The organism is Streptomyces sp. NPDC127038, from assembly GCF_042725875.1.
In the GTDB taxonomy this organism is placed as follows: Bacteria; Actinomycetota; Actinomycetes; order Streptomycetales; family Streptomycetaceae; genus Streptomyces.
In genome coordinates, this window is record NZ_JBHXDQ010000004.1 from 45,237 (window position 1) to 58,328 (window position 13,092).

Consider the following 13,092-nt stretch of genomic DNA (forward strand, 5'->3'; position numbering starts at 1 on the left):
TGGGGGGGCGGCCCCGGGCGTGCCCGCCGGCGGACCGGCGGGGGGGCGGCCGCACTCAGGGCGTCGGGGGCCCCTCACGCCTCCCCGGTCCCGGGGCGGGCCCGGCCCACCTCGCTCCTCCTCGGACACGTCCCGGGGCCCGTCTCACAGGTCCCGGGCCTCGCTCGCCTCCTGGACCGTCTCGTCGCGTGCCCGGACGGGCCGGTACACGACGAGGGCCCGGTACTCCTTCTCCAGCCTCAGCCCGGCCGCGCCCGGGCGCGGTTCACCGTCGAACGCGGGGACGTCCGCGCCGAGGATCCCGTCCAGCTCCACCCAGGGGACGCGCTCGGCCTCGTAGACCCGCGCGTGTTCCAGGGTGCCGAGTACCGCGGCGGCGACGGCGCGGGTACGGGCCAGACCGCGGTCGGCGTCGACCAGGCGCACGTCGAGCAGGTCGTCGTCCAGACGCGGCCGGAAGGCGGGGGCGAGCCCCTCCGGCGCGAAGCGGCCGTTGCCCGCGAGGAGCAGCCACAGCCTGCGGGGCCGGCCGTTGAGGGTCAGCTCGACCGGGCGGGCGGCGCCGAGCACCCGCACCAGGGCCGCGGCCACCGCCGGGACACCGGCCCAGTGCCGCTCCAACCGCGCGCGCAGCCGCGCGAGTTCGGGGTACGGGCCGAGACTGAACTCGTTGACGAACCAGGTCTCCTCCCCGGTGCCCGAACGGGCCACGCCGACGTCCGCCGACACCGCCTCGCCCCGGGCGACCGCGACGGAGGCGTCCTCGAAGTCGTGGACGCCCACGTCCCGGGCGAAGCGGTCGTCGGTGCCGGCGGGGAACACGGCCAGTGCCAGCCCCCGGGCGGCCGCCTCACGGGCGGCGGCGCCGAGCGTGGCGTCGCCGCCGCAGACCCCGAGAGCGCCCTCCGCCCCGGCCGCCCGGCCGGCCGCCGCGGCGAGCAGCTCCGCGAGGTCCTCGTCGGGGCCGCGCTCGATCACCTCGGCCTGGGGCAGCAGGGCACGCAGCCGCCGGGCGTGCAGCGCCGTCGCGGGCACCGCGGTACCGGCCGGACGGTCGACGACGACGACCAGTCCCCTGCCGAGCGGCAGCGCGGGTGCCCGTGCCGGGGGCCGCTCCGGCTCCGGTACGACGGGGCGCGGCGGCCACCAGCGGCAGGTGAGGGCGGCCGCGCAGGCGCCGACGGCCACGCCGGCGAGGACGTCTCCCGGGTAGTGGACCCCCACGTAGACACGCGAGAAGGCGACGGCGGCGGCCACGGGCGCGACCAGGACGCCGTAGCGCGTGGACTCCAGGGCGACTCCGGTGGCGAAGGCCGCGGCGGAGGCGGAGTGTCCCGAGGGGAAGGAGGTGGTGTGCGGCTGACGGGCCAGGCGCCGGATCGCGGGGACGCCCTCCAGCAGCGGGCGGGGGCGGCGGGCGCTCCACTTCACCAGGGTGTTGACGGTGAACGAGGCGAGGGCCAGCGAACCGAGGCCGCGCAGCGCCGCCCGGCGCCCGGCGGGGCCGCCGAGGACGCCGAGCCCGGCGGCCGTGCCGAGCCAGAGGCGGCCGTGGTCGGCCGCGTGGCTGAGCCGCCGCAGCGCCGGATCGGCTCCGGGCACCCGTACGGTGGCCACCCGTGTGAACAGCCGCTGGTCCCAGTCGAGGAGTGCACCCATGCTCCACCGCTACTCCGTGTCGGCCACGCCCGCATCCCGGGTGACTCGCGACGGTGACGGGCCTGGGCCGTGCGGCGCACGGACCCCCGGGGTGACATCCCTACCGCCTCCGGGCGGCGGGGCGCACGCGGACATGCCGAGGGCCGGTCGACGGCCCCACTCCGTCTGACCGGCCCTCGGTGCGAAATCACATGGCGCTTCGTGACGGGTCCCGCACTCCCCAGCTACGGCTCCCGGTCCATGTTCACGACGGCCACGCGATCCCGGTCTCTCAGAACGCGAAGACCGTCATCCCGTAGGAGTTCTTCACGCACTCGTTGGCGAAGGTGTGCTCGTACGAGACGCGCTTGCCCTGCCAGACGCCCTCCACGGTGACGACCACGGGGTCGTACAACCTGGTACAGAAGACACCGTTTCTGGGGGTCAGCGCGTCGAGGTCGCCCTTGACCGCGCGGAGCTCGGCGCAGGCGTCGGGCGCGGCGGGATGGGTCCCCGAGGCCGTCGGAGCGCAGTTGAGGGTCACCGCGCGTTCCGGGGTCGCGGCGGCGGCGGTCTGGCCGTGGCCCGTGGTGAGCACCAGGGCGGAGGGGGCGTAGAGCCCGGACGGGGCCGCGTGGGCCGACCCCACGAGGGGGCCGCAGACTGCGGTGGCCGTCAGGGTGAGAGTCGCTGCCCAACGCGCGGTGTTCGGCATTGTGTGCATCCTTCCGCTCGATCGAAATGCGATACCGGCTCGGTCGGTGCCGGTTCGGCGAGCGCGAGTCTGCCGAGTCCGCACAGGAAACACACATCGACCCCACACGTTTCGGTAACTTTGAGTATTGAATCAGTGGCGCGAAGTCACAGAATTCGATCGGGTGAGGCCAGTAACCGAGCGCCCGGCGACAACTGCGGACAGCCACCTGGCCGGAATGACACGGCTCAGCAATAGGCCTGAAACATTCCGCTTGAACCGGCATGCCGCCTCGACTTCCGCTCTCGGCGGAGTTCTCCGGCACCCCTTGCGCCGCGATCGCGACGGAGTAATGGTGATTACATGATTACATCGGAGCAACGCGAGAAGCTGCGCGGCTGGTTCGCCGGCCGCCTGCCCGACGATCTCTTCGAGAGCCTGACGGAGGTGCGGGCCGACCGCGAGGAGATCACCGTCGTCGGCCGCATCCCCGAACCGAGGCTCGCCGAGGGCGCCTCGGACGCCGAGCGGGAGGCGGCGCTCAGGTCCCGGGTCCAGGAGTTCCGCGAACGGACCCGCGAGGAGCGCATGGAGGTCGCGCGCGAGGCGGAGCACCGCTTCGGCAAGAAGGTCTCCTGGGGCGTGGAGTGCGGCACCCAGCGCGCCCTGTTCACCCATGTCGCCGCGCCCGTCATGACCCGGCTGCGCCAGCCCGAGCGCGAGGTCCTCGACACGCTCGTCGCGGCCGGGGTGGCCCGCAGCCGCAGCGACGCCCTGGCCTGGTGCGTACGTCTGGTGCAGCGGCACACCGACGACTGGCTGGGCGAACTGCGCGAGTCGCTGGAGCACGTGCAACGGGTCCGCGCGCAGGGCCCGGACGCCGAGGCGCCGGAAGCACCCGCCGACGAGGAGTGATCCGCCCGGCGCCGCCCAGGGAGTTCAGTCGCGGACCGTCCGGGCGATGTCCAGGGTGAGCCGGTGCCAGGGGTCGCGGGGGTCACGCCCGGTCAGTTCGCGCACGCGCCGCAGCCGGTAGCGCAGGGACTGCGGATGAAGGTGCAGGGCCCGCGCGGCGGCGTTCGCCGAGCCCGAGTCGATGTACGCCGTGAGGGCGTCCAGCAGATGCGCCTGGACGGGTTCGGTGAGCGGCCCGAGCACCAGCCGCGCGATGTGGCCGGGCGTGGCGGCCGGACGCCCGGCGAGCAGGGCGAGGACCTGCGCGTCGGCGTCGGTGAGCACGTGCCCGGACCTGTGGGCGTGCGCCGGGGCGGTGTCGAGCGCGTCGGCCGCGAGCCGGTGCGCCAGCGCGATCCGGTCCAGGCTCTCGCCGGTGACGACGCATCCGCGCCAGGACCGTTCGCCGAGGACCTCCGCCACCCGCGCCGACGCCGCCAGCGGCAGCAGCAGGACAGCGCGTGAGCCCCGTACCGTCGCCAGGGACGTCACCTCGCCCCCGGGCGGGGCCAGTTCGCCGAGCAGGTCCGCCGCCGTCCCGTGGGCGGGATCGGGCCGGTCCGCCGCGGCCTGCTCGGCCACCAGCAGACAGCAGGGATCCGGCAGTTGGATGCCCAGCCGGGCGGAGCGGTCGGTCAGCGCGCCCACCGAGGCGTGCCGTCCCGCGATCAGGTCGTCGAGCAGCAGCCGCAGTGCCCGGTTCCGGTCACCCGCCAGGTCCTCGCTGGTGGCGGCGTACGCGGTGGCCATCTCCTCGGAGAGCGTGTCGAGGCTGACCAGGAGCATGCGGGCCAGCGCGAAGGCGTCGGCGGCGGCGAGGCGGGGCGCGCGGGCGGCGACCTCGTCGGTGAGGACGGTGCCCGCGACCCGGTAGGCGCGCAGCACGGCCCGTACCGGGCGCCCGTCCGCCGCGCGGGCCGAGGCGATGCCACGGAAGCGCCGCAGATCGGCCGGCCCCAGCGTGCCGTCGGTGGCCCACAGGTGGAGCAGCCGCTCCAGGCCCCAGGCCGCGATGGCCCGTACCTCCGGCAGCCGGCTGTCGTCGAGCGCCGCGTACACCGGGACCTGTTCGTGGACCGCCGCGACGATCGCCTCCACGACCCGCGGGTCGGCGACCATCTCCTGCCGGATGCGCTCCCGGATCCCGGGCGGCTTGTTTGTCACACCGTGATGATCCCAGCCGCACGTTGTGCGCACCGCGGTGGACGGGACTTGTCACCCTCGCAAGGATCGACCCCGTACAGCGCGGTCTTGGGGACGAGAGGCGGGACGTACGGATGGCGAAGCACTGGGCCGATTTCCAGTACGAGATCTATCTGAACGGGATGACGGGCGCCGTGCCGCGGCTGCCCACCGATCTGACACGGCTGGAGGAGCTCACCGAGCAGCGGCTGGGCCCCGGTCCGGTCGGCTATGTGGCGGGGAGCGCGGGCGACGGAAGCACCGCGCGCGCCAACCGGGAGGCGCTCGGCCGGCGCCGGATCGTGCCGCGCATGCTGCGGGACGTCCATGAACGCGACCTGTCCGTCGAGGTGCTGGGGCGCCCGCTGCCCGCGCCGCTCGCGCTCGCGCCGATCGGCGTGCTGTCGATCATGCACCCGGACGCGGAGTGCGCCGCTGCACGGGCCGCCGCCGCGCAGGGCGTGCCGTACATCCTGTCCTCCGCGTCCAGCACCCCCATGGAGCAGGTCGCCGAGGCCATGGGCGACGGGGAGCGCTGGTTCCAGCTGTACTGGGCGAAGGACCGCGAGGTCACCCGCAGCTTCCTGGACCGGGCGAAGGCGGCCGGGTTCACCGCGCTGTTCGTCACGCTCGACACCCCGCTGCTCGCGTGGCGCCCGCGCGACCTCGACCAGGCGTACCTGCCCTTCCTGCACGGCGTGGGCACCGCCAACTACTTCTCCGACCCGGCGTTCCGTGCGGGGCTGGCCAAGCCGGTGCACGAGGACCCGAACGCGGCCGTGATGCACTTCGTGAGCATGTTCGCGGACCCCGGCAAGACCTGGCCCGATCTGGCCTTCCTGCGGGAGAACTGGGACGGACCGATCGTCCTCAAGGGCATCCTGCACCCGGACGACGCCCGGAAGGCCGCCGAGGCCGGGATGGACGGCGTGGTGGTCTCCAACCACGGCGGCCGGCAGGTGGCGGGGTCCGTCGCGGCCGCCGACGCGCTGCCCCGGGTCGCGGCGGCGGTGGGCGACCGGCTCACCGTGCTCTTCGACAGCGGCATCCGCACCGGCGACGACGTCTTCAAGGCCCTGGCCCTGGGCGCGCGGGCGGTGCTCCTCGGACGCCCGTACGCCTACGGTCTCGGCCTCGACGGCCAGGCGGGCGTCGAGCACGTCGTCCGCTGTCTGCTCGCCGAGTTCGACCTGACCCTCGCCCTGTCCGGGCACGCCCGCCCGGACACGCTCGGCCCCGACGACCTGATCGAGGACAACGCATGACCGACGTCAAGAACGTGCTCGCCGTGGTCTCCCCCCATGTGGGCGGCCGTACGGCGGGAGCGGCGCTCGCCACGCTCTTCCCCGGGCAGGCCCGTGTCACCGTCGTGGAGACCGCCGACGAGGACCCCGTCGCGCTGCGCGAGGCCCACGTCGTGGTCACCGGACTGGGCCCGGTGACCGCCGGACACATCGCGGCCGCGCCGGACCTGGAGCTGATCCAGTGCGCCAGTCACGGCTTCGACTACGTCGATCTGGAGCCGGCGCGCGAGCGGGGCGTGCCGGTGTGCAACATCGGCTCCAGCGGCGCCGAGAAGCAGAACGTGGCCGAGCAGACCTTCGCCCTCATGCTCGCCCTGGCCAAGCAACTGGTGCCGGCGCACACCGCGTTGACCGAGGCGGACTGGGCCCTGCCCCGGCTCCAGCAGTCGATCACCGAACTGTCCGGCAAGACCCTCGGCATCGTGGGGCTCGGCCACATCGGCGAGGAGGTCGCCCGGCGCGCCGTCGCCTTCGACATGAGCGTCGTGTACGCGGGGCCCACGCGCGCGTCGGCCGAGACGGAGGCCCGGCTCGGCGCCCGCCATGTCGAACTGGATGAACTGCTGCGGGTGTCGGACTACGTCAGTCTGCACGCGCCGCTCACGGAGGCGACCCGCCATCTCCTGGACGCCGAACGGCTCGCGCTCCTCAAGCCGACCGCGTTCGTCGTCAACACCTCGCGGGGCGCGCTGATCGACCAGGACGCCCTCGCGGACGCGCTGCACGCGGGCACGCTGGCCGGCGCGGGCCTCGACGTCTTCGACCCCGAACCGCCCACCCCGGCCCTGCGGTTGCTCAAGGCCCCGAACGTCGTGCTCTCCCCGCACGTCGCCGGTGTCACCCGCGAGACCCTCGTACGCATAGCGCTGGCCGCGGTCCAGAACGCGGCGGCCTTCATCGCGGGCGAGCCGCCGCTGGACGTCGTGTCGTAGCGCGGGCGCTCTCCTCGTCGCCCCTGTGGCCCGCCCGGGAATCGGGTGGGCCACAGGGGCGCCCGGGGCCGGCCTCGCCCGAGTGTCAGCCGGTCTCGCGGAGCTGGATCGTGATCGGGGTGGTCATCCGGACGCGGGCACCGGGCGCGGGGGTGCTGGAGACGACGGTCCAGGTGCCCAGGCCGCTGCCCGAGTCGTTCATCACGTCATGCCCGTCGGGGGCCACGGCCTCTATGTTGTTGAAGCACATGAGGTCCTTGCTGAGCGGGTCGAAGGCCTGACCCTTGATGTCGGGCATGGGCTGGGGCCATTCCTGCGCCGTGCAGCGCGCGTTGACGCTGCCGGCCACGTACCCGGAGGACGACTTGGAGTTCTTGGGTTGTGGGGCGCCGGCGCAGGCGCCGAGGGCGGAGACGGACAAGGCGGTGATGGCGACGATGGCAGCACGGCGTTGCATAAGGGCTTCTCTTCTGCTCGGGCTGACTACTTGATCGTTCCGGTCCCGTGGGGGTGTTCGGCCGGTAGGCCCACTGGTGATCGCCGGATGCCGCTCCCCGTAGGCGGCTCCTGTGCGGACGGGACCTCACGGGCGCACCGGTTCGTCCGGCCGGCCCGGGTGAGGGCCGAGCCGGGTCCGCGGTGCGCGGACACGGAGCGGCCGCGCGCGGTTCTTGCGTGCATGGTCCCCCCCAGGACTGTTTGAGCGCCTCATTGTGGCGCCTTCGTAACGTGGGGTGGATGATCCGTGCACGCTTCGTGTCGTACCTGTGACCCGAGGAGTCCGTTTCCCGGCACGCCGGAGGGTGGCCCGGGTGCTCACGAAGGGCCGGCCCCGGGTCCGCGTACGGGAGGTACGCGGGCCCGGGGCCGGTTCGGCGGGCGGGGATGCGCCCGGAATGGTTCGGACGGGCCCTAAGGGCGCTCGCTCCGCCAGCGCTGGATGCCGGAGTAGTCGCGGACCTTGACCACGATGTCGGCGCCGGGGTCCGTGGAGGCCGGTGCGACGGCCAGTCCGTCACGCCCCCGGGACAGCACCTCGCCCTCGTCGGTGAAGTCGTACTGCATGTTCTCGCGCTGCTTCGCGTCGCCCTCCGCGCAGCGGCCGAGGAGGAGGACGCCGTCGTCGGCGCGCGCGTCGAGGCAGAGCGCGGGGGCCGCGACGCTGCGCAGCAGTCCGTCCTTCTCGTACGCCCATTGCTGGGTGGCGGCGGACGAGCACGCGTCCAGCGTGGCCTCGGCGCCCTCCACGGCCCGGGAGCCGCGGACGTCGAGGCACAGGCCGGCGTCCACGTTGCGCAGCCTGGTCGGGGCACCGGCCGCGGGCGGCTGTGTGGAGTTCACGGACGGGGCCTGGACGTCCTGGCCGGGCGCCAGGGTGCGGCTGCTGCTCGCGCCGATGGCCGCGGCGGGGTCGGTGCCGCCCTCCTCGTTGGGCCAGAGGCTGACCGCGAGGACGGTCGCCAGCAGGGCCGCCGACAGTCCGGCGCCGGTGACGAGCGCCTGCTGGTTGCCTTCCGCGGGCCTCGCCGCCCGGCGTCCGGTCGACGCGAACGGGGCCGACGCGCGACGCCGCCCGCCCGCCCCGGCCCGCCCGCGACCCGTCGCGCGCGACTCTCCGGGGGAACGCCCCTCGCCGACGGGATCCCTCTCGCCGCCAAGTCCCCCCTCGCCGTCGGGGAACCCGGCGCCTTCCACGACCTCGGCGTCTCCGGGATGCCCGGAACCTCCGGAGAACCCAAGCCGTTCAGGACGCCCGGAGCCTCCGGGATGCCCTTCTCCGGAGTGGCCGAGGCCCCCCGGCTGCCCGGGAACCCCAGGAAGCCCGGCACCTCCGGGAAGCCCGCCCCCGGGGTACCCCATGTCTCCGGCGAGCCCCAGGCCTCCGGGATGCCCATCTCCGGGGTGACCGAGGCCCCCCGGCTGTCCGGGAACCCCAGGAAGCCCGGCACCTCCGGGAAGCCCGTTCCCGGGGTGCCCCATGTCTCCGGTGTGCCCGAGGCCTCCGGGCTGTCCGAGATCTCCGGGGTGCACGCCGTTCTCAAGGAGCCCGTCCCCCGCGCGCGTCTCCGTTCCGAAGTGCTCCTCGGCCCCGAGGTGTTCCGCCGCTCCGAACCGCTCCGCGTCCTCGAACCGCTGCGCGTCCTCGAAGCGTTCCTCGGCTCCGGGGCGCGCCGCGCTGCGGAAGCGGCCGGTCGCGGTCGCGCCGGTGGACGGGCGCGGGCCGTCCGCGGCAGGCCCGCCAGGTCCGGGGAGACCGGGGTCCGCCCCGCGTCCGCCGCCCAGGAACCGCGCGGCGCCCCGCCCGGGACGTTCACCGCCCCGCTGCCGCCGGCCGCCGAACGGGGACACACTGCGGGCGCGCAGCGCCTGCCGCCCGCGGGCCCGACGGGAGTCGAAATAGCGGCGGGCGCCCCAGCCGAGCACCGACTCGGCGATCAGCATCCCCAACTCGCCCTCGAAATGGCCGAGTTGGGCCGCAGCATGACGGCAGTAGGAGCACTCGGACAGATGCTGGCGCACCTCGGGCAGCAACGCCCCGCCGCGCCGGATCGACGCGTCGAGAAGCCGGTTGTGGAAACCGCATTCCCTGGTCGGCGCGAGTTCCCGGTGGGCGCGCAGGCACGCCTGGCGGAATTGCTCGCGGCCCTGTTCCCAGGCGGCGGCCGCGCTCTCGGCGTCCAGGCCCAGAAGTCCCGCCGGCACGGACAGCGACTCGGCCTCGACCTCGGTGTGCCACAACAGGCATCGGGCGGCGCCCGGAAGACCGAGGAAAGCGTATTCGGCCAGCTTGCGGTTTTCGGCCGTCATGGACTTCGCGGCACGCATACCGCGGCCTCCCGCGGGTTTCCGCAGGGCGGGCAGGGCCTCGCATATCCGGTCGTCCGCGGCCCAGTTGCGGACCGTGTCCCGCACGGCCACGAGCAGCCGGGGCCGCAGCGCGAGCGGCTGCTCGCCCTCGGCGAGGCCGTCGAGGACGTGACGGAAGGCGGCCTCGGTGACCATGGAGGCGACCCGCGACGAGGTGGCGAGGCAGATCACCGCGTAGTCGTACGCCGGGCGCCAGTGCCGGGCCGTCAGCAGGGCGACCGCACGGGTGCTCTCGGCCTCCGCCCCGCCGGTCAGCAGAGCGGCGAGCTCCTCGTCGGATTCGCCGAAGTATCCGCCGGGCGGACGGTCGGGCAGCGGCGGGTGGGGGGTGCGCACGGGAGCGGGTTCCTTCCGAGGTGCAAGGTGGCACACAGGACGTGCTTGCCCGTCGAAAAGGAGTCCCGATTGGTGTGGACCTTTTGACGGAGCGCCGGGAAAACGGCCGGGGGACGAAGGCCGTGCGGCGACCGTCGCTCAGGGAGCCTCTTGAGCTCGTCGACAGCCGGGAATGGCGAACAGCGATTCAGACCCGGCCCTTGACCAAGCGCGGGAGGCTCACCCTCGCACAACACACTCGTTACCAACAAGGCGCATGGGCGAGATCAGGCTTATTGAAAGAATGTCAAAAACGATCGCCGACTCGGCGGGGCCGCGACGGCTTTCGCTATTCCGTGCACCCGGTGATTCCATGCGCCCCGTGTGAACCGTTCACGCACTCCGGGTACTCGCGCACGCTCCCCGCGCACCGGGCTCCGTAGTCCACTGGGACCGGCCCTTCTCGGAGGCCCCGCGCGGGACGGCGGCTCTCCCCCGCGAAACCGGCCGCCGACCCCGTTCCTCCCGCCCTCGGTCGGCGGCCCCGGGAAGGCCCACCGCCGGGTCCGCGGAGCACGCCGTCACGGGTCCGGCCGGCCCGGTCCGTACGAATGGCTGTCCGGGCCCTTTGCGTTCGACGGTGCGCACGACGCGCAGCCACTAGTCTGGAACCCGGACGGCGCGCTTGATCACCGCAAGTGTGCGTACAAGGGAAAGTGGCGACGATGAGCCCGGTCCACCCTCTCGACGAGGCCACCACCGCACGGGCGGTCATCGACGGGAACGGCACCCTGATCCACTGGAACGAGGGAGCCCGCCGGCTCCTCGGCCACACGCCGCGGGAGGTCGAGGGCCGCCCGGCGGCGGAGCTCCTGGCCCCCGGAAGCACCGTTCCCCTGCCGGGCGGCGACGGCGACCGCCGGCACGCCGTGCTCTCCCTGCGCCACCGCGACGGCCGGGTGCTGTCCGTGTGGCTGCTCGCCCATCGCCGTGCGGGGGGCGGCGGCTGGCTCGTGCTCACCCCGGTGGGTGGCCGCGAGCCCCGCACCCCGGACGACCCGCTGGCCCGCGCCTTCCTCGCCCAGGCACCCTGCGCCATGGCCGTCTACGACGAGCGGCTGCGGCTGTACGGGTTCAACGACGCGATGGCCGAGGTGATCGGCATCCCCGAGGAGCGCCTCCGGGGACTGCGGCCCTCCGAGATCGGCTCCCGGGAGACCGGTGAGCCCCTGGAGCGCGAGATGGCCGAGGTCCTCGCCTCCGGCCGGAGCCGTGCCGTGGAGACGTACGCGCGTGCCGGCGGCGAGGAGCGGGCGCACCACTGGCTCGCGCGGATCGCCCCCCTCACCGACACCCACGGGCGGGTGATCGGTGTCTGTGTGGCCGCGCACGACTTCACCGAGCAGTACCGGGCCCGCGAGCGGCTCCAGCTCGTCAACGAGGCCAGCGTGCGCGTCGGCACCACCCTCGACGTCACCCGGACGGCCCAGGAGCTGGCCGACGTCTGCGTGCCCGCGCTCGCCGACTTCGTCAGCGTCGATCTGCTGGACCCGCCGGAGAACGGCGACGAGTACCGCGTCGGCCCGCCGGCCGCCCCGGTCACACTGCGCCGGGCCGCCCACCGGTCGGTGAACGCGGGAAACCCGGAAGCGGTCGTCGCACCCGGCGACGTCGACGTGTATCCGGTGTCCTCGCCGCAGGCCGACTCGCTGATCGTCGGCCGTCCCCTCGTCGCGCCGAACGCGAACGGCACGCTGGAGGAGTGGCTGAGCTGGGACGGACCGCGCGGTGAGCACGTCCGGGAGCACGGCGTCCACACCACCATGTCGGTGCCCGTCCGGGCGCGCGGCCGGACCCTCGGGGTCGTCGTCCTCAGCCGGTTCCGGCGGCCCGACCCCTTCACGGCCGACGACATACTGCTCGCCGAGGAGGTCACGGCCAGGGCCGCCGTCTGCATCGACAACGCCCGGCGCTTCTCCCGCGAGCGGCAGACCGCGCTGGCACTCCAGCGCAGCCTCCTGCCCCAGTCCCTGCCGCGGACGGCGGCCCTGGAGGCGGCGTCGCGCTATCTGCCCGCGGCGCGTGCCGGGGTCGGCGGCGACTGGTTCGACGTGATCCCGCTGTCCGGGATGCGGGTCGCCATGGTCGTCGGTGACGTCATCGGCAACGGCATCCAGGCCTCGGCGACGATGGGCCGGCTGCGCACCGCCGTCCGTACCCTCGCCGACATCGACCTGGCTCCGGACGAGCTGCTCACCCACCTCGACGACCTCGTCGTACGGCTGTCGGCCGAGGCCGGCGCCGAGGGGATCACCGGGGAGGTGGGCGCGACCTGCGTCTACGCGGTGTACGACCCGGTCTCGCGGCGGTGCACGCTCGCCAGCGCGGGCCATCCGCCACCCGTCGTGCTGCCGCCGGACGGACCGCCCCGGCAGATCGACGTGCCGCCCGGTCCCGCCCTCGGTCTGGGCGGGCTGCCCTTCGAGTCGGCCGAACTCGACCTGCCGGAGGGCACGGTGCTCGCCCTGTACACCGACGGCCTGCTGGAGAGCCGGGACCGGGACGTCGACGCCGGTCTGCGGCTGTTCTGCCAGGCGCTCCAGGAGTCCTCGCGGAATCTGGAGGGTGCGGCCCACGCCATCCTCAAGGCGCTGCTCCCCGCGGGCGGCGCGCCGGACGACGTGGCGCTGCTGCTCGCCCGTACCCAGGGCCTCGCCGCCTCCGACGTGGCGACCTGGGCCATCCCCGCGGACCCCGCCCTCGTCGCGCCGATCCGCAAGCAGGTCGCCGACCAGCTGGAGACCTGGGGTCTGACGGCGGCCACGTTCACGGCCGAACTGGTGGTGAGCGAACTGGTCACCAACGCCATCCGCTACGGCGAACCGCCCATCCGGCTGCGGCTCATCCACGACGCCGAGACCCTGATCTGCGAGGTGTCGGACAGCAGCCACACCGCGCCCCATCTGCGCCGGGCGAAGACGTTCGACGAGGGCGGGCGCGGGCTGCTCCTCGTCGCCCAGCTCACCCAGCGCTGGGGCAGCCGGCACACCCCGGAGGGCAAGACGATCTGGGCGGAGCTGTCCCTGCTCGGCGAGGACTGACCGGCCGCCCGGGTCCGGTTCACCCGCGCGCCCACAGGTCCGTCCGGGGCGGTGGACCGGACGGGCGGCGACGCGAGGGGAGGGTGTTCACCGGCGGGCGGGGT

9 protein-coding genes are annotated in these 13,092 nt (G+C 74.2%); 4 read left to right on the top strand and 5 right to left on the bottom strand.

Annotation, left to right across the window (positions count from 1 at the left end; genetic code table 11):
* Nucleotides 1-144: 144 nt before the first annotated feature.
* Together ACFWI4_RS04255 and ACFWI4_RS04260 are read right to left on the bottom strand one after the other, a co-directional pair.
* Complete coding sequence (locus ACFWI4_RS04255) at nt 145-1,659, bottom strand: phosphatase PAP2 family protein (protein ID WP_387190819.1); 1,515 nt, start codon at nt 1,657-1,659, stop codon at nt 145-147.
* A 271-nt stretch (nt 1,660-1,930) separates the two neighbouring features.
* Nucleotides 1,931-2,353, bottom strand: coding sequence for a protease inhibitor (locus ACFWI4_RS04260; RefSeq protein ID WP_387190821.1), 423 nt, complete (start codon nt 2,351-2,353; stop codon nt 1,931-1,933).
* A gap of 342 nt (nt 2,354-2,695) precedes the next feature.
* On the opposite strand from ACFWI4_RS04260, the gene ACFWI4_RS04265 reads away from it, so the two are divergent.
* The gene (locus ACFWI4_RS04265; protein ID WP_387190823.1) at nt 2,696-3,247 is read left to right on the top strand and encodes a hypothetical protein; all 552 of its coding nucleotides are present in this window, start codon (nt 2,696-2,698) and stop codon (nt 3,245-3,247) included.
* Nucleotides 3,248-3,271: 24 nt separating this feature from the next.
* Here the strand turns inward: ACFWI4_RS04265 and ACFWI4_RS04270 are convergent, their stop codons facing one another.
* Nucleotides 3,272-4,450, bottom strand: a complete 1,179-nt coding sequence (locus tag ACFWI4_RS04270) for a PucR family transcriptional regulator (RefSeq protein ID WP_387190825.1) — start codon at nt 4,448-4,450, stop codon at nt 3,272-3,274.
* Between the two features lie 113 nt (nt 4,451-4,563).
* On the opposite strand from ACFWI4_RS04270, the gene ACFWI4_RS04275 reads away from it, so the two are divergent.
* Both ACFWI4_RS04275 and ACFWI4_RS04280 read left to right on the top strand, forming a co-directional pair.
* Nucleotides 4,564-5,733, top strand: a complete 1,170-nt coding sequence (locus ACFWI4_RS04275; RefSeq protein ID WP_387190827.1) for a lactate 2-monooxygenase — start codon at nt 4,564-4,566, stop codon at nt 5,731-5,733.
* On the top strand, nt 5,730-6,704 hold the full coding sequence (locus tag ACFWI4_RS04280; RefSeq protein ID WP_387190829.1) for a 2-hydroxyacid dehydrogenase: 975 nt from the start codon (nt 5,730-5,732) through the stop codon (nt 6,702-6,704). The genes ACFWI4_RS04275 and ACFWI4_RS04280 overlap by 4 nt, the downstream gene beginning before the upstream one ends.
* Nucleotides 6,705-6,789: 85 nt before the next feature.
* Here ACFWI4_RS04280 and ACFWI4_RS04285 read toward each other — a convergent pair whose 3' ends face one another.
* Together ACFWI4_RS04285 and ACFWI4_RS04290 are read right to left on the bottom strand one after the other, a co-directional pair.
* A complete protein-coding gene (locus tag ACFWI4_RS04285; RefSeq protein WP_387190831.1) occupies nt 6,790-7,161 on the bottom strand; it encodes a hypothetical protein in 372 nt (123 codons plus the stop codon).
* Nucleotides 7,162-7,616: 455 nt separating this feature from the next.
* Nucleotides 7,617-9,908, bottom strand: coding sequence for an RICIN domain-containing protein (locus ACFWI4_RS04290; RefSeq protein ID WP_387190834.1), 2,292 nt, complete (start codon nt 9,906-9,908; stop codon nt 7,617-7,619).
* A 704-nt stretch (nt 9,909-10,612) separates the two neighbouring features.
* On the opposite strand from ACFWI4_RS04290, the gene ACFWI4_RS04295 reads away from it, so the two are divergent.
* Nucleotides 10,613-12,988, top strand: coding sequence for a SpoIIE family protein phosphatase (locus ACFWI4_RS04295; protein WP_387190836.1), 2,376 nt, complete (start codon nt 10,613-10,615; stop codon nt 12,986-12,988).
* Nucleotides 12,989-13,092: the final 104 nt, after the last annotated feature.